The sequence below is a fragment of the Desulfatiferula olefinivorans genome (genome assembly GCF_054657895.1).
In genome coordinates this window covers 14,198-31,578 of the sequence record NZ_BAAHXV010000021.1, presented here as the reverse complement: position 1 = coordinate 31,578, position 17,381 = coordinate 14,198, and the positions used below count along the sequence as shown (strand labels likewise).

Here is a 17,381-nt window from a genome sequence, read left to right as displayed (position 1 = left end):
AACACATGTTTACAATTGGAGCACCTGACTTTCGAACCACTGGATTTAATCAAACTGTCATCCAGCACAAAACTGGAATCGCATTCCCCACAGGTAATGATCATTGTCCATCCTCATTCTATTGTAATTTCAGATGATAAATAGCCGGAAGATTTCTGTGGTATTCCGCATGGTCCAGGCCATACCCCACAAGAAACCCCTCGGCGATTTCATGGCAGGCATAATCCACCACCACATCAACCTTACGGCGTTCACGTTTATCAATCAGAGAACAAATCCTGACGGTTCCCGGATGAAACGACCGAAGATATTCGACAATAAACGTCAATGTCAGTCCGGTGTCAACAATATCTTCGACGAGAATCACATCTTTGCCTTCGATATCGATATCGAGTTCATGGTAAACACGGATGCGTCCGGACGACTCGGTGCCGCTTCCATAGCTGGACACACCGACGAATCCTATCTGATGGGGCAGTGTCACATGGCGCACCAGATCCGCCAGAAAAATAAACGCCCCCTTGAGAACCCCCACAAACACCGGACTTTTCCCGGCATAATCCTGTGAGATGGCCGCAGCCACGGCAGAAACCCTGCGCGCGATATCGGTATCGGACAGGACCTCGATCAATTCGGGCATATACGAATCCATTGGGAGGGTGTCGGGCGTATCATTGTCCACCATATTGCAGGAGTTATAGGCTTTTGTAAAGCGACAATACATAAGCCCGTATCGTGAAAACCGGCTCTTGTCAATAATTATGAGCCATTACAGGCCGACCTGAGCCAGTTTTTCGACGATTTTTTTCTGCTGATCGTTGAGCGTTTTGGGCAGAAGCAGAAGAATGTGAACAAAAAGATCACCCGAGCCGTCCCCCTTCATGTGGGGCAACCCGTGACCGGACAACCGCATTTTGGTTTTATGCTGGGTTCCCGGAGGAATTCTCAGACTCAGTTCTTTGCCGTAAATGGTCGGGACAGCCAGGGTCGTTCCCTGGAGGGCCTCGGACAAGCGAATGGAGCGGTTGACGTTAAGATCGTAACCTTCGGCAAAAAACACGGGGTCCGACAGAACCTTGGATTTGATGAACACATCCCCGGCGGGGCCGCCGTAGGGACTGGGTTCGCCTTTTCCAGGAAGCCGGATTTTCTTCCCTTCAATCAGCCCCCGGGGAATTTTCACGCTGACCTGCCCCCCGTCCGGCTGGTGCTGAAGCACGATGTTTTTCGTGGTTCCTTCGGCAATTTCCCTGAGGGTCAACGGGATTTCATACACCAGGTCCGACCCCTTGACGGCCTGGCGATGGCCGTGGACACCGCCGGAGCCCCGCCTTCCGGAAAAACCGCCAAAGCCGCCGAACCCGAACTCGCGAAGAATATCGCCGAAATCAAACCCGCGGAAAATATCCTCCTGGCTGTAGCGCTGCTTGAATCCGGACGAACCGAAGGTGTCGTACTCCTTGCGTTTTTCCGGATCGCTCAGCACGGCGTAGGCCTCACTTATTTTCTTGAATTTCTCTTCGGAGGCTTTATCGCCCTTGGTCTTGTCCGGATGGTACTTCATCGCGAGCTTGCGGTAGCTCTTTTTGATGTCCTCCGCGGATGCGGTTCGTTCAACACCCAGCAATTTATAATAATCTGTCTCGGACATGATCTGGTCTTCCTTTAATTGAATATCACGCGTTCCGGGCTTTTTTCATCACGCGCCGGCAAGAGATTGACTCATGATTAACCTGAATGGACGTTTGCTCAAAAATAAGCGTTCCACCCTTCGGTGTCAAGGTTCCGAGCGGTTTCGCGCCTCGCCTTTCCTGAGGCTGACCATCAGAACGGAAATCGCCGCCGGGGTGATGCCGTCGATCCGGGAGGCCTGCCCCAGCGACAGGGGCCTGATCCGGGACAGTTTCTCACGGATCTCGTTGGACAGCCCGTGGGCGGCCCCGTAGTCAAAATCGTCGGGAATCCGGATGCGTTCCAGGCTCCTGAACTTGTTGATTTCGGCACGCTGCCGGTCGATGTACCCCTCATACTTGATCTCGATCTCCACCTGCCGGGCCACGTCCGGAGCCGGCGGATCCGGTGCTTTCGCCAGGGCATCGACCACATCGTAATCCAGTTCGGCCCGTTTGAGCAACTGATCGAGATGGACACCGTTGCTGATCGTGTTGGATCCCCTGGAGGCCAGATAGGTGTTGACCTCGTCACGGGGTTTGACGACGGCGGAGCGAATCCGGCTGATTTCTCCCTCGATTTGCTTTTTCCGGTCACGAACCTCACGGACCGTATCCTCATCGACCAGGCCCAGGCCGTGACCGATTTCCCGAAGCCTCAGGTCGGCATTGTCTTCCCGCATCACCAGGCGGTATTCGGCCCGGGAGGTAAACATGCGGTAGGGCTCCACCGTTCCCCGGGTCACCAGATCATCGACCATGACGGCGATGTAGGCCTGGGACCTATCCAGAAGAAACGGCGGCCGTCCCTGAACCGACAGGGCGGCGTTGATCCCGGCCCAGATGCCCTGACCGGCGGCCTCTTCATACCCCGAGGTGCCGTTGATCTGGCCCGCCATATACAGGCCCTTGACCCGTTTGGTTTCCAGGGTGGGCTGAAGCTGAAGGGGATTGACGAAATCGTATTCGATGGCGTAGGCCGGACGGATGATTTCCGCCTCTTCCAGGCCTTCCACGGAGTGAACGAAGTCCAGCTGGACATCGATGGGCATGCTGTTGCCCAGGCCGCTGGCGTAGATTTCCTCGCTTTCGATTCCTTCGGGTTCGAGAATGACATGATGGCTTTCCCGCTGTGGGAATTTCACGGCCTTGTCTTCGAACGAGGGGCAATAGCGGGCTGACACTCCCTTGATGGTGCCGCAGTAAAGCGGGGACTGATGGAGGTTGTCGATGATGATCTTGCGGCTGCGGGCGTTGGTATGGCCGATGTAGCTGGGCATCCGGATGGTCGACGCCGCCCGGCTTGAAAAGGAAAAGGGGCGGGGCGTTTCATCGGCGCTGTGCTCGACGAATCGGGAAAAATCGATGCTCCGACGGTGAAGCCGGGGCGGGGTGCCTGTTTTCATCCGGCCCAGATCAAAACCCAGGTTCCGAAGATTCTCTGCCAGACCATAGGCGGCGAATTCTCCGGTCCGACCGGCCTTGAGCTGCATGGTGCCGATATGAACCAGCCCGCTCAGAAAGGTTCCGGTGGTCAGCACCACGCAGCGCCCCGGGTAGACGAAACCGGTGAAATCCACCACCCCCCGGATCCGGCCGTCCTCGACGATCAGAGACTCGACCAGAGCCTGGCGAAGGTCGAGCCGGTCCTGGTGTTCCAGCACGGCCTTCATGGCTTTATGGTAAAGGTTTTTATCGTTCTGGGTCCGGGTGGCGTGAACGGCCGGTCCCTTGCTGGTGTTCAGGGTTTTATACTGAATGGCCGAGCGGTCGGAAATCCGGGCCATTTCACCCCCCAGGGCATCGATTTCCCGGACGATCTGGCCCTTGGCCGTCCCTCCGATGGACGGACTGCACGGCATGGCCGCCACCTTGTCCAGATCGATCATCATCAACAACACGTCACAGCCCATCCGCGCAGCGGCGAGGGCCGCTTCACAGCCCGCATGACCGGCGCCCACCACAATCACATCGTAGATTTTCCCGCTTGAACCCATCATTGTCCGTCTTTTGGTATCTTGTCTTCCACACCCAGGGGTGGTAATGTCTGAAATTCTTTCAATATAGGCGAGCCGGGCCCGGAGGTCAACAGCTGGATGAGCACGATGCATAAACGATACAACGATTTAAACCATTACCTGCGGTCCGTCTTTGGCGAACGGGTCCAGAAACTGACCGTGGACGCCGGTTTTTCCTGTCCCAACCGCGACGGCACCCTGTCCACCGGCGGGTGCATCTATTGCAGCCCCAGGGGCTCGGGCACCGGGGCCCATGCCCTGGGCCTGTCCGTCCGAAGTCAGATCGAACAAAGCAAACCCGGACTGATCCGACGTTACAAGGCCCGAAAATTCATGGTCTATTTCCAGGCGTTCACCAACACTTACGGACCCCTGCCGCGGCTCAAGGCCGTGTATGACGAGGCCCTGTCCGTCGACGATGTGGTGGCCCTGTCCATCGGAACCCGCCCCGACTGTGTGAACGAGGGCATCCTGGATCTTCTGGGGGACTATGCACGGGACCGTCTGATCTGGGTGGAATACGGCCTCCAGAGTCCCCACGACCGGACCCTTACCCTCATCAACCGGGGGCATGATTTCGCCTGTTTCAAGGCAGCCGTCGCTCCGACCCGGGCCAGAAACATCAAGGTCTGCGCCCACATCATCCTGGGACTGCCGGGGGAAAACCGTGCCATGATGCTCGAAGGAGCCCGGATTCTGTCGGATCTCGGCGTGGACGGAGTCAAAATCCATCTGCTGTACGTGATCAAAAACACGGCCCTTGAAACCATGTACCGCGACGGGGCGTTTCGCTGCCTCGAAAAGGAGGAATACGCCGAGATGGTCTGTGATTATCTGGAGCACCTGGATCCCGGTATGATCATCCACCGCGTGACCGGCGACCCCCACCCCGACGAATTGGTCGCCCCGCTCTGGCCACTGAAAAAATCGGACACCACCAACCTCATCAACGACATCCTTGAACGCCGGGGCACGGTTCAGGGCAGTCGATACCCAGGCTGAGGTTCTCCGGCAAGAGGTTTCTTTTTTTGACATCCAACCGGCGTTGTGGCATGAATAAATCTCAACGCCGTCGATTCAAACCATGAAGGATGACGCACATGAAAACCAGAGCATCGATCATCATCGCCATCGTCCTGACGATTCTGATTGCCGGGTACATCGGCACGGATTTTTTCCTGAAATGGCACACAAGCGCCGTCGACTCGACCGAAAACCGGATCAGGCTTGAATGCGACGCCCGCATCGCAACCCTCGAAAAAACACTTGACGATCTCGAACGGCAGCGTCTTGACGAGACGACGTTTTCTCTGCCGCCGGACCGCCTGATCGAGGCCTTTGGAGACGATATCGGCCCTCTGATCGATCCCGCCGCCGCGGCGACCCCCGAAACCTGCCCTGCCGTCAACCGGGCCCTGGCCCGTTTTTTCATTTATCTGGACAGCCGGGCCGCCCCCGGATCGACCGCTGAAACCAGCGCCGCCTTTTTGGAAAAAGCCCTGACACGCCTGGCAAAACGGCCTCCCCCATACGCCGGTGAAACGGCCGAGGTGACGATCCTCTTTCAGAGCGTCTCTCACCTCTCACGGGCGCTCGGCTCCCGAAACGCCCTGTTGCTCCGGGACATGCTGACCCGGGAAGCGGATCTCATGGAACCGGCCCTGGCCCTTGCTTACCGCCTGATGATCCACCGCCCGCCCTGCACGTCGGACATGCCAATGCCCGAGCTTTCCGTCTTGTACTCCTACGCCCATTTTTTCCTGAACTCCATGGCGGGCCGAAGCTACCTGATGCGTCGGGATTCAAAACTCCGGATTCTGGCCACGTATTACGCACTGATGGTGGTCCGCCTGGCTGAAACTCAATCCCTCAATGTCTATGGGCTGGACCCCCGAAACCAGGCCGCCCTGCTGATCGAGGACATCGTAAACCACCGGCGTCTGATGTATGCGGACATCTATGTCGCACAGCTTGAAGCCCTGATCACCGCAGGGCCTGATGCCGCCACCGGCACCCCTGAGACCCGACCGTGACGTGAAAACGTTGCGCCGTGCCGGATGCCGTTGGACTGGACATCCGGCACGACGTTAAAGGGAAGAGACATGAACGTTTGAGGATGAGGTTGGCCGCTGCCCTGCCAACAATTTCCGGGTAATCACCCGATTACCCGCACAGCGGGAGGGACTTCCTGGGGGGGGGGGGTGTTGCTTAAAACGATCCCGATTATAAAAGTCCGGGTCGGCCTTGTATATAGAGTAAATCATTCATTTAATCAGGAAGATCTCCCGGTGTTCCCATTCAACGGCAATGATCCTGAATCGTTCATCAAATTGCCGTTTCCTATTCGAGGAACAGCCCGTCGGTTTTTTCCTGCTCCCCTGCTCCAATCAAACCCGTGACGCCCGATCGCCCTGTCAGGGTCCAACACTATTCAGGAAATCCATAACGGCTTGAAATTAAACGTCGTTCAGGCCCAACGCTGCCCCAACGGGTGTGTCTTGCCCAGCCGGTCCTTCGCTCCAGGGGGGACCGTCGTTCCACCCTGTTTTTCCGTTTTTCGTAGCCCAGAGGCATTACGTTGTAAAGGACACGCCGGTCGTCTTCAAAGCGACGGTCAAAACCGCATCTTTGGAGATCATATCGATGTTCCATACACACCTCCCCATAATAAAAAATTGGTCGAAGAAAGAGTCAACGCACGGCCTATGCCGATATCCCGGAAATCAGGACGTCTTAAACACCAATGAAAAAAACACACGCAGGTTGAATGAGGTCGGCAGCACCCCAAGGGATTTGACCATGACCGTCATAATCATGATCGCATGACGAACGCGAGCAGGTGAAACAGGAGGCAGAGGAGATAAACGACATTGCCGGGCCGAAGATGGCTTCATTCTATCATTCCTTTCACCAAAAAAGTACCTTTTTTTCCGCCGAAGCCCCGGAGGCTCCGTTGGCCTGGATGTGAGCCAACCCCCTGAAACCGGTTGACAAAGATCCCTTGACGAAAGGGGCCGGACCATTTAATCTATAGACCGTACAAGGCCCATGGCACATAATCCGTCTCCACCCCGTCAACCCATCGTCACGGTGCCCCCGTCCCGAAGGCCGGACCACCGGAACGAAACACCGAAACACCCTGTAACGCGGCCTATCCGCGCCCTGAGGACATGCCCATGATTGAACGATGGATGGTGACCGTCATCGGAATCGCCTTCGTGATCCTGACTGAATCGGCGCCCACAGTCGCCCGTGCGGACGAGCCGCGGCCTGACGCCCTGCCGATTCAGGCGGCCCTGGACCTATGGCTTCCGGTGTTCTCTCCCTCGGCACTGTCTCCGTCCGAGCAGGCCCGGGAACTTCAATGGTTTCACTCGGCCGCGGCCCCGCTCAGGGGCATGAAAATCCGATCGACGGCCGAGAACATCAAAACCCACTACTGGGAGCGGGATGTCCTGGCCAAAGCCTTTCACGATATCACCGGCATCGAGGTGGAACACGTGATCGTCAAAGAAGGAGAAATTGTCAGCCGGATCACCGAACAGATGATGACCGGCCGGGTGATTTTCGATATCTACGTCAACGACGCCGATCTGGTCGGCACCCATCTGAGGCTCAACAAGGTGGTGGACCTGACCCGATACATGGCGGCCGAAGGCAAAGCGTTCACCAATCCCGACCTCGACCTGGCCGATTTCCTCAATCTCGAATTCGGGCAGGATTACGACGGCAATCAGTTGCAGCTTCCCGATCAGCAGTTTGCCAACCTTTACTGGTTCCGGCTGGACTGGTTCTCCGATCCAGCCGTCCGAAAGGCCTTTCGGAACACTTACGGTTACGACCTGGGGGTTCCCGTAAACTGGGCCGCCTACGAAGACATCGCCGCTTTTTTCACCGGCCGGACCATGTCCAACCCCGATGGGTCCGTCGTCAAAGCCTATGGGCACCTTGATTACGGCAAACCGTCTCCCTCTCTGGGCTGGCGGTTCACCGACGCCTGGCTGTCCATCGCGGGCGTGGGGGACAAGGGGCTTCCCAACGGGTATCCGGTGGATGAATGGGGCATCCGGGCCGAAGGCAAGATCCCCGTGGGATCCACGGTTAGCCGTGGCGGAGCGTTGGACGGACCGGCGGCCGTTTACGCCCTGACCAAATACCTGGAATGGCTGAACGCCTACGCACCCCCCGAAGCCAAACAATGGGAATGGCACGAGGCCGGTCCCATGGCGGCAAGGGGGGATGTGGCCCAGTGCATTTTCCAGTATATCACCTTTTTATCCGACGACCGATTCCATGCCCCAGGCGGCCCCATGGTGGACAAGGACGGCCGCCCCGTCTGGCGAGTGGCGCCGACACCCCATGGACGCTACTGGGACAAGGGCATGAAGGTGGGGTACCAGGATGCGGGCAGCTGGACCATCCCCTGGAATATCCGGGGCAAACGCCGTGCGGCGGCGTGGCTTTGGGCCCAGTTCTGCGTCTCGAAAACCGTTTGCCTGAAAAAATTCCTCGTGGGAACGACACCGGTGCGCCGTTCCACGATCGTTCATCCCTACCTGAGCCGTCACAGCAGCCGGTGGGGCGGCATCATCGAATTCTACCGGTCGTCCCGGGAAAAGCTCTGGACCGATTCAGGCCCCAACGTGCCGCATTACCCGGCGCTGTCGGGGCTCTGGTGGGGCAATGTGGCCAAAGCCATCCAGGGAGAATACTCGCCCCAGGAGGCCATGAGCCGTCTGGCGCACAGCCAGGACGACCTGATGGGCCGGCTCAGGCTGGACCGTTATTCCCCGCGCCTCAACCCCGAAAAGGACCGGGACTGGTGGCTGGCCCAACCGGGATCACCCAAGCCGCCCCGGCCCCGCCCCAAACCCGAGACCGTCCCCTATCAGGATCTGATCTCATCCTGGACGCCCTGATCCCATGAACGAACACTCAACCGTGCGAGGCTCCCTGACGTGAAAAGGACAATCATGAACTCACTGACCCTGCGAATGACAACGGTCGCCATGCTCACGCTCCTGTGGCTGACGGCGCCCGTCATGGCCCGCACCCTGACCCTGGCCGTGGACAGTCGTTACTGGTATCCCTTCACGTATATGAACGATCAGAAAGCCGCCGGAATGCACATCGACATGGTCAAACAGGCCCTGAGCGATCTGGGTTACGGGTTCGTCATTCTGCCCTATCCCCGAAAACGCTGCCTCTACCAGGTGGAAACCGGTTCGGTTGACGGCATGATTTCGGTGGCTTATCACGAGGCGCTTTCGGCCGTGCTGATATTTCCCGCCGATGCCGGTATGGCCGCGGAGTCCCAATGGCGGATTATGCAGGTTGATCATGTGGCGGTCACCTGCAATCCGGATTATGACTATGACGGCATACCGGCTCATTTGCCCGTGCCGGTCCGCTTGCCCGTCGGAGAGGCCCTCGTCCATGAGCTGACCCGGGCGGGGCTTTTCGTGGACGACGCCCGGACCGACCTTCAAAACTTTCGCAAAATGCTTCGGGACCGGACAGGGTCGGTCATTACCTCATCGGTTCTTGCAGAAAAAATGGCGGGCGACCCCGACTGGTCCGGGATCTTCCATATCAGCCCGACCCCGGTCAGTTCCCAATCCTATTTCCTCGCCTTCAGCAAAGGCAGTCGCCTGACCCAGGATGAACGGACAGCCATCTGGACGCGAATCAAGGAACTCCGTGACGATTACGCGTTCATGCTCCGGCTTTTTTCCCAGTATTGACGGCTTGGTAAAACTTGACTTTTCACGCGACCGTCAGTATTAATGCCGGACCTTTTTTTAAGTTCTTGACACGGGGTTCCGTTACCAGTATTTATCACAGTTAATTAATCCGGTTAAACAATCACACTCGTTACGAAAGACCATTATGACACTTACAAAAGCCGACATTGTCGATACGATCACCGAGCGTCTGGGATATTCCAAAGTCAAATCGTCCGAAACCGTCGAGACTGTTCTTGAAATCATAAAACGTTCCCTGGAGCAGGGAGACGATGTTCTCATTTCCGGCTTCGGGAAACTCTGCGTCAAGGACAAAGCGGCCCGAAAAGGTCGGAATCCCGCCACGGGTGAAGACCTGATGCTCGACAAACGGCGGGTGGTCACCTTTAAAAGCTCCACCATTCTCCGCAACAAGGTCAACGAAAAGTAACGGTCCGCCGTCCGTTCATCCCTGCCGTCATCATGATCTGAAACGTTTAGGGAGATACCTGCGTCGACCCGCCTCCGGCCGGAGGCGAAGCGATGCGGTCTTCCGCACCGTTTGGCCATGACCTTTCAGGTTCTCCCCTCCCGTCCGTGTCACCCCCGTTTCATCCGTGTCCGGGTCGATGAAAAATGATTTGACCAAACAACGCCCGGGATGCATGATGGGATAACGCCGTTTTCCGGAGCCCTGATCGGACTCACATCAAAGGACCGATACCATGAAAAGAATCAGCATCATCATTTGTGACCGTTATCGCACCTGTGCCGGTGGGAAATGCTTCCGTGCCCTGCGCAATCGTGAAGGCGCTTTTGCGATCTACGCCGGGGAAGATATTGACATCGCGGGGTACACCTCCTGCGGAGGCTGTCCGGGAGGAAACATCGAATACGCCCCGGCGGAAATGAAGAAAAACGGGACGGATGTCATCCACCTGGCGACCGGGCTTGTGGTCGGCTATCCGCCCTGCCCCCGGCTGAAAGACTTTTGTGAGTTCATCCCGCTCAAATACGGCATCGACGTCGTCATCGGGACCCATCCGATCCCCCAGAGCTATTATCTGACGCACACGGCATTGGGGACCTGGCAGTCCGATCGCAGACAGGCTCGCCTTCAGCATATTCTGTGTGATGAAACGATCCGTCTGGCCTATGACTGATGCCTGACGCCGTCCGCCGTCGTTGCCCATGCAGCCCGGGACATTTCCGCCAAACAAAAAGGCCCCCATGCAACCGTCGTGCATGGGGGCCTTGTGTTTTCATGGTGGGCTGCCACGGGATCGAACCGGGGACCTACTGATTAAGAGTCAGTTGCTCTACCAACTGAGCTAGCAGCCCGGAAAACAGACCATTGCTGTTTTCAAAGGTCAACTTTTTAACAGCTTGACCGGCTCTTGTCAAATCATTTTTTCCCATGCCCCCGACCCTGGATGCCGGAGACCAATTATTCCAACGCGCGTGTTTGACATGGGTCGACGATCTATGATAGTTATAGGGGACTTACGACGAAAAGCCCGGAGTCTTGAGCCGTCGGTCTACCGGCTTTCGTGGAAACCGTGTATCCCGATTCCCGACATCAACCCTGTCCCCAGGGTCCCTGAACCCTGATGCACCATCCATCATGACCATTTCCGATTGAACGGGAGGAAACCATGGCTGACAAGCCTGTTATCAAAATTGGGCACCTGAAAATCACTGACCATCTGATCCTCGGGGTCACGGACCTCAAACAGAAAAAAGGCATGGAAACCTTCAAGCACTGCACCCTCCAGCCGGTATTGAAAAACGGATGGAACGAAGTCGCCGACGACCTGTCCACCGGTGCTATCGACGGGGCTTTCATTCTGGCGCCGACCGCCATGGACATCTTCAAATCCGGCATCGGGATCAAACTCCTCCTGTTCACCCACAAATCAGGAAGCATCCTGGTCAAAAACAAAAACGCCAACATCCAGAAAATCGAGGACTTTGCCGGCAAGGTCGTGCTGATCCCCTACCAGCTGTCGGTGCACAACATGCTTTTCCACAAACTGCTTTCGGAAAAGGGGCTGAATCCGGGTATCAGTTCCGACCCCAAGGCGGACGTCATTCTCGAAGTGGTGGCTCCGTTCCAGATGCCCGACGCCATCCGCTTTGACGAGGAGGGCGAAATTGCCGGGTTCATCGTCGCAGAGCCCTTCGGCACCCAGGTCATCGCAAGCGGACACGGCGAACCGTTCTATATGTCCTATGAATTGTGGAACAAGCATCCCTGCTGCGTGTTCGTTATGCGGGACGATGTCATCGCCAAAAATCCGGACGCTGTTCAGGAAATCACGACCAGCCTGGTGAGATCCGGCATCGCCGTGGCGGATCAGCCCGATTCGGCTGCCATCATCGGCGGTCGCTTTCTCGGCCAGGACCCCGGCATCATCAAACAGGTTCTCACGGAACCCCGGGAACGAATCGTCACGGACGAACTGTTTCCCATCATCGAGGACCTGGCCCTCATCCAGGATTACATGTTCGATAAAATGAAGATTCTCACCGACAAGATCGACCTTGAAAAATTCCTGGACACCCGGTTTGCCAAGGCGGCGGGGGCACGGTAGGCATCGTTCCAACGAAACGGGAAGCCCTGACGTAAGACGCGTTTGATCGTTTTTACCGGCGGGCGACGGTCGCTCGGGGCGGACAACTGTCCGAGTGTGTCCGGACGGCCACGGTGCAGGCCCTATCCCCCCTGAACCGAATCGATGTACCGATAAATCCCCTGAATGGTTTTGGTATCCCAGACGCCTTTGCCCGAAAGCGTTTTTACGCCCTCGTCATTGAAGCGCCGGGTAACGTCCTCGACGGTCAGGTGCTCGGTCTGTTTCATCCGGATGATACGCTTAAGAATAGCGGACTTATAGTTTTCATCAACCGGAGAACTCCGTCGGGCCGGCGGCTCTTCCGTCCGGGGCTGATCATCGGCCTCAAGCAGCAGCGACAAATCGTCCACGGTCCCTTCCGGAGCGGTCTCCCCGGCCGCCCTTAGGGACTCCACAGGCTGCTCATCGTCGAGCAGCCTGGATAAATCATCGATATCGCTTCTGTCCGGGACATCCCCGGGTTCAAGCAGTTGGGCCAGGTCATCCACGTCCGCGGCGGAACCCGTGGGCTGTTCGAGATCATCATCGATCAGCACGGACAGATCATCCACGTCCATGGGGGGCGGCGCCTCCGGTTCAAGGACGGCGGCAGCTGACGCCGGTTCGAAAGCCCCGGCCAGAGCGTCTGAAAGCGGTTCCTCGGCAGGCAGGGCGTCAAAATCGGACAGTTCGGATATTTCCGGAAGATCTTCAAGCTGTTCGGGCGCATACCCATGGTCCGCCGTAAAATCTTCCAGTTCCATGGGCGCGGGGGCGGGCATGGATCTGACCTTGTCCATCAACGCAGCCACAGGATCTCTCTCCGGCATGTCCTGGAGCAGGCGGACCATGTCCTTGAGGGCATTGGCTTTGATCAATTCCGCTTCCGCCTGGCTTTCCATGGCAAAGGCCTTGCGCTCCTCAGCGCTGGCCCGGCGTTCCTGGGCATCGGCGATCCGCTGCTGCTGCACCGTCAGCCCGGCCACGGTTTCCTTGAAGGCGTCGATGATCGCCTGGGAAGACGCCGTCCCGTGGTCCGATACAGGCCGGGGAGATCCCTCCCGGGCGTCCAGAACCCGTTCGATTTCCCGGGAATCCATCCCCACCTGGGTGCACCGGAGAATCATCCGGAACAAATCGAGGATTCGTTCCGGGAACCGTCGTCCCTCACGATCCACGGGGTCCGGCAGCCAGGCCCCGTATCGTTTTCGCCAGACATTGAGTGTCGTGACGCCTGTTTTCAGTGTCGCAGCCAGCTCGTCTAAGCTCAAAGACCGTTCTTCGGGCATGGTATCTCCCGCGCGCACGCGCTCGTTGAAAAAAAGAACTCATCCATGGAAGGCAGGATCATCACAGGCCCACCCGCATTTTCAGGCACATAATGTGCAAAAATTATATGTGAATCCGAGGTTTATGTCAAACGTTCATCAAGAATTCCGGGGCAATGGCCCTCCCTGCCGGGATCGCCATGGATCTTTTTTTAACCGTCTCCTCCGTTGGGTCCAACCGCTCACCCATTACCGCTGTCGACAACGATTTTGCACGGTGAGCCTTCTAATTCCTTGATTCGTTTCCGACAGTCATGTAATTTATTCGGATCGATCATTTTCTTCATATAGTGGAACAACATGGATGCAGACATCTGCTGAGGACGCCATGATCATCAAACAATTCCGTTACGCCTCCGACAATCTGGCCTACATGGTTTATCACCGGGGTGAAGCCCTGGCCATCGATCCCGGCGCAGCCGATGAGATGCTCGCCTTCGCAGAGCGTCAGGGCCTTCGCATTGTCGGTGTAACCAACACCCACGACCACGCAGATCACACCCAGGGCAACGCCGCCCTGCTCAGTCGGTCGGGAGCCCCCCTGATCGATCACCGGAATTTTTCCCACGGAGGATCCATTGCCCTGGGAGACGCCGCCGTCACGGTCTACCGAACCCCGGGCCACATGGATGACTGTGTCGTCTTTGACTGCAAAACGGCCCTGATAACCGGGGACACCCTGTTCAACGGGACGGTCGGCACCTGCTTTTCCGGTGATATGGCTGCCTTTCTGGACTCCATTCTCTTTCTGATGGGCTATCCGCCGTCAACCCTGATCTACGCGGGCCATGATTATGTGAACGAATCCATGGCCTTTGCCCGCACCATCGACCGGGACAATCCCGAGATCGACGCCTATCTGTCCCGGCATGGGTCCGACCCTGTGGTTTCAACCCTGGCCGAAGAATTGGCGGCCAACCCCTTTCTTCGATTCGACGACCCGTCCATGATCGAGATCATGAAACGCCGCGGGCTGCCCGTCGGAACCCGATTTGAACGATGGTGCTCGTTGATGGAACTGTATTAGGAGAATACGCCGTGAGCGCTCCACTGTCGTCCGCCCTGCCAAACCCCACCTGGTCAAAAAAAGCCTTTTCCTTCCTGGTACGGTGTCGTCAGGAGTTCTGGGGAAAGCACAACGAACAGGTGCTTGCCTGGCTTTTTCGTCAGGGGCTTCAAAACCGGTTTGCTCATGACATGCTTCTGGGATGGAATCGTTTCGCCCGAATCAGGCCTGCGGCGTCCTGGGGCATCGATGAGTCGCCTGAAACCCCCGGCTCACTGATCATTCCACCGGGGATCATCGTCCCGGATTTCGAAGGGCAGGCGCTTCGATCGCTTTTCGTCTGGGACCTTGAAAGAAGCGGGCTCCGCCCTTACTCTGCCGTTTTAGGGAGCGCCGTACACCCACTCATCCGCGGAGAAAACAGCAGCCGGATTGCCGTGGTGTTCAATCTCATTCACGGCCTGTTCATTCATCAGGAGTTCCCGGAAGCCCTTACGGTCATCGTGCCTCATCCCGATCAGACAATCGTCCCCGAATCGGTCCTCCGACGACTTGAAACCGCATCCGATTTCCTGATTGTTCCCGACCCCTTCGTGCAAACCCATGCCGAAGGAGTCGCTCTGTGGGCCGCCCCTCACCCCCGTGCCGGAATCATCACCTGTCCCGATCAGCACGCGTTGCGCGATCATCTCTCAAAAATTCTGTGAGTTCCTGCCCAAAACAATTCAGATGACGATGGGCGTACCGACCTTGATGATCTGAAATCGATCGCCGAACACCTCGGCAAAACGGGCAAGGCTGCGATCGGAGCTGTCATGGGGGGACAGTGCGATGATGGCCGGATCAACCGCGCGAATGGCGGCAATGGCGTCTTCCGTGTCCTGATCGTTGATTTTTTGCCATGGGAACCGATCGGTTCCGACGATGGGCTGAATGTCAATGGGGCCGATTTTCATACGACCACCGCCCGCCGGAAGATGAAGCCCGCCGACAATGGCGTAAATCGGATCATCGAACAAGGCTTGGGCGCGTTCAATGACCCTCTCGATGGTTTGGTGCCCGCAGCCGATGACAAGCACCAGCCCCTTTCCTGCCACACGAACGGCCAACGCATTTTCAAGGGTGTATCCGAGAAGGTACAAGGCCCGGGGAATGGCTCCGATGGAAATGATCCCCTCCGTGATCACAAAGGGATCGGTCACCACATGAACCGAAAGGCCGGGGTTATGCTCGGAAGGGGTCAGCGGCACCGGAGCGTATACCGGAATGGCGGGGAGGGTTACCGGTCCTGCCGATACGCTGAACCGGCTCTTTTTCTGTTCAGCCATTCCTCCCAGATGATCCAGATGGGCATGGCTGATATACAGGGCGTCAAGATCCTCCAATCGTTTCCCGGCCACGGTCATATTGGCCAGAAGAGGCGACGGATGTTCTTTTTTCCGGTTGAATCCGAGATCCATCAGGATTCGCATCCCATCGGTTTCAAGAAGATAGGACACCCCCGCCTCGGTTTTATAGCGTGGATCGTCCGTGAGATAATCCACGATCGGCAGGATGGTAAGGGTGTTGACCGACCCGGGGGACGCAATTTTCTCAATCCGTGCCTGACTGATTTCCCGTTCGACCCGATTCCGGGTAACCATGAGCTTAATCAGAGTTTTACCGAAAAGAAGACCGACAACAATGATAACAACAATAAAAACATTCATGAATCACCTCCGCTTGTCAATCAATCCGATACCGGTTTCAGATGGCTTCCCCTGGCCTCGTCTTTATTGGCCCTCTTGACCTTATACAGAATCTGATCGGCTTTTTTCAATAAAACGGCTGGATTGAGAATGCTTTCATCCTGGGTGGACGCCGCGCCGAAGCTGATGGAAACGGGAATCGTTTTACCCTGGTATTCCAGGGGATTGTTCTTGAAGTATTTCTGTATTCGGGTCAGGAGTTTGTTGGCTTTTTTAACACCGGTTTCAGGCAGAATGACGACAAATTCATCTCCCGCAAACCGTGCCACAATATCGGTGGTGCGCGTCATGTCCACCAGTTTGTCGGCCACGTATTTGAGCAGACGATCTCCGGCCTCGTGTCCTTCGGTGTCATTGACGATTTTAAAATCATCCAGATCGATAAAAATCAAAGACAAGGTACTTGAATACCGTTTGGAACGATAAAATTCACGTTTGAGGACGGATTCCATGACCCGACGGTTAAGCAGTTCGGTCAGGGGATCATGAAAGGCAAGAAATTTCAGTTTTTCATGAGCCGTCACGTTGGACAGACACAAGGAAACTTTGACGGCCAGCTGCTGAAGCAAACTGCTGTCGAACTCCGGATCAAACCGGCCCTTGTCACTGTCGCCCTGATTCAGGCTTCCGATAATCTTTCCATCGAGAGTAATGGGTGCGATGGCCATGGACCGGATAAAATACTTGCGGTTTTCAGGCAGCATCTTGAAATAGGGTTTGAGATCCTCATTGACCAGAATCGGGGTAAGCGACGAACCGACCAGACCGTGAAAAAGGGACTCGGGAATAATATTGATGCGTTCATGGACAATGGGGGATTCGGCTGAGGATTTCAGGATGACATTGGAGGCCTCGCTCCCCTCGATCAGGGTGATCCAGACATAGGGCATGCCGAACGTTTCCATGATTTCCGTCAGCAGGGTTTCAAAAAAATCCTTGAAATTGAGAATTGAAAGGATTCTGCTTTCGACTTTCTGAAACCGTGTGGCTATCAGCTCGTTCTCCTTAACGCGTTCAATCAGTGCTTTGATATTGGTCATGATGATCTCTTTACAGGCAAAGAAGCGCCGCAACGCAAGGGCCGACAAATGATCAGCACAGTCTGCCGGGCGCTTTTGATGCGACCGGACAGGGCCCCGTGGCCCCGAACAATCGGTCAAGTCCGCTTGAATACAATTATTCACTAAGTAAATTAGAGGCTTGTGTCAAGCCTTTAGATTTTTTGGACTGATTTTTTACTGCGGTTTATCCCGCGTCAATAAAAAAGCCCCGT

General features: G+C 56.4%; 15 protein-coding genes, 1 tRNA gene and 1 pseudogene. 9 read left to right on the top strand and 8 right to left on the bottom strand.

Features of this window, described 5'->3' with window-relative positions:
* Window positions 1–5 precede the first annotated feature (5 nt).
* The 4 genes and pseudogenes from ACYQ11_RS14615 to mnmG form a co-directional block, all read right to left on the bottom strand.
* Window positions 6–104: pseudogene (locus tag ACYQ11_RS14615) on the bottom strand (zinc-ribbon domain-containing protein); the annotation flags it as partial.
* Window positions 105–118: 14 nt separating this feature from the next.
* A complete protein-coding gene (hpt, locus tag ACYQ11_RS14610) occupies window positions 119–640 on the bottom strand; it encodes a hypoxanthine phosphoribosyltransferase (RefSeq protein WP_459924540.1) in 522 nt (173 codons plus the stop codon).
* A 129-nt stretch (window positions 641–769) separates the two neighbouring features.
* A complete protein-coding gene (locus ACYQ11_RS14605) occupies window positions 770–1,651 on the bottom strand; it encodes a DnaJ C-terminal domain-containing protein (protein WP_459924539.1) in 882 nt (293 codons plus the stop codon).
* Window positions 1,652–1,777: 126 nt separating this feature from the next.
* Entirely contained in the window at window positions 1,778–3,667 is a 1,890-nt protein-coding gene (mnmG, locus tag ACYQ11_RS14600) for a tRNA uridine-5-carboxymethylaminomethyl(34) synthesis enzyme MnmG (RefSeq protein WP_459924578.1), read from the bottom strand.
* A 99-nt stretch (window positions 3,668–3,766) separates the two neighbouring features.
* On the opposite strand from mnmG, the gene mnmL reads away from it, so the two are divergent.
* The 6 genes from mnmL to ACYQ11_RS14570 all read left to right on the top strand — a co-directional run bounded on the left by mnmL (window position 3,767) and on the right by ACYQ11_RS14570 (window position 10,574).
* Window positions 3,767–4,690, top strand: coding sequence for a tRNA modification radical SAM protein MnmL/YtqA (mnmL, locus tag ACYQ11_RS14595; RefSeq protein WP_459924538.1), 924 nt, complete (start codon window positions 3,767–3,769; stop codon window positions 4,688–4,690).
* A gap of 98 nt (window positions 4,691–4,788) precedes the next feature.
* Window positions 4,789–5,721, top strand: a complete 933-nt coding sequence (locus ACYQ11_RS14590; protein WP_459924537.1) for a hypothetical protein — start codon at window positions 4,789–4,791, stop codon at window positions 5,719–5,721.
* 1,143 nt (window positions 5,722–6,864) lie between these two features.
* Complete coding sequence (locus ACYQ11_RS14585; RefSeq protein WP_459924536.1) at window positions 6,865–8,607, top strand: ABC transporter substrate-binding protein; 1,743 nt, start codon at window positions 6,865–6,867, stop codon at window positions 8,605–8,607.
* Window positions 8,608–8,661: 54 nt separating this feature from the next.
* Window positions 8,662–9,432, top strand: a complete 771-nt coding sequence (locus ACYQ11_RS14580; protein ID WP_459924535.1) for a hypothetical protein — start codon at window positions 8,662–8,664, stop codon at window positions 9,430–9,432.
* A gap of 145 nt (window positions 9,433–9,577) precedes the next feature.
* Window positions 9,578–9,862, top strand: coding sequence for an integration host factor subunit alpha (locus tag ACYQ11_RS14575; RefSeq protein WP_459924534.1), 285 nt, complete (start codon window positions 9,578–9,580; stop codon window positions 9,860–9,862).
* A 274-nt stretch (window positions 9,863–10,136) separates the two neighbouring features.
* Window positions 10,137–10,574 carry a CGGC domain-containing protein gene (locus ACYQ11_RS14570; protein WP_459924533.1) on the top strand — a complete coding sequence of 146 codons (438 nt, stop codon included), beginning with the start codon at window positions 10,137–10,139 and terminating at the stop codon, window positions 10,572–10,574.
* Window positions 10,575–10,676: 102 nt separating this feature from the next.
* On the opposite strand, the gene ACYQ11_RS14565 is transcribed toward ACYQ11_RS14570, so the two are convergent.
* Window positions 10,677–10,752: transfer RNA gene (locus ACYQ11_RS14565), tRNA-Lys, on the bottom strand.
* Window positions 10,753–11,066: 314 nt separating this feature from the next.
* On the opposite strand from ACYQ11_RS14565, the gene ACYQ11_RS14560 reads away from it, so the two are divergent.
* The gene (locus ACYQ11_RS14560; protein WP_459924532.1) at window positions 11,067–12,005 is read left to right on the top strand and encodes an ABC transporter substrate-binding protein; all 939 of its coding nucleotides are present in this window, start codon (window positions 11,067–11,069) and stop codon (window positions 12,003–12,005) included.
* A 122-nt stretch (window positions 12,006–12,127) separates the two neighbouring features.
* Here ACYQ11_RS14560 and ACYQ11_RS14555 read toward each other — a convergent pair whose 3' ends face one another.
* Window positions 12,128–13,315 carry a MerR family transcriptional regulator gene (locus ACYQ11_RS14555; protein ID WP_459924531.1) on the bottom strand — a complete coding sequence of 396 codons (1,188 nt, stop codon included), beginning with the start codon at window positions 13,313–13,315 and terminating at the stop codon, window positions 12,128–12,130.
* A 343-nt stretch (window positions 13,316–13,658) separates the two neighbouring features.
* On the opposite strand from ACYQ11_RS14555, the gene ACYQ11_RS14550 reads away from it, so the two are divergent.
* Both ACYQ11_RS14550 and ACYQ11_RS14545 read left to right on the top strand, forming a co-directional pair.
* A complete protein-coding gene (locus tag ACYQ11_RS14550) occupies window positions 13,659–14,381 on the top strand; it encodes a hydroxyacylglutathione hydrolase family protein (protein ID WP_459924530.1) in 723 nt (240 codons plus the stop codon).
* Between the two features lie 11 nt (window positions 14,382–14,392).
* Window positions 14,393–15,067 (top strand): hypothetical protein, encoded by a 675-nt coding sequence (locus tag ACYQ11_RS14545; protein WP_459924529.1) that lies wholly within the window; start codon window positions 14,393–14,395, stop codon window positions 15,065–15,067.
* A gap of 18 nt (window positions 15,068–15,085) precedes the next feature.
* Here the strand turns inward: ACYQ11_RS14545 and ACYQ11_RS14540 are convergent, their stop codons facing one another.
* On the bottom strand, window positions 15,086–16,069 hold the full coding sequence (locus ACYQ11_RS14540) for an MBL fold metallo-hydrolase (RefSeq protein WP_459924528.1): 984 nt from the start codon (window positions 16,067–16,069) through the stop codon (window positions 15,086–15,088).
* 20 nt (window positions 16,070–16,089) lie between these two features.
* Window positions 16,090–17,148, bottom strand: a complete 1,059-nt coding sequence (locus ACYQ11_RS14535; protein WP_459924527.1) for a GGDEF domain-containing protein — start codon at window positions 17,146–17,148, stop codon at window positions 16,090–16,092.
* Window positions 17,149–17,381 lie beyond the last annotated feature (233 nt).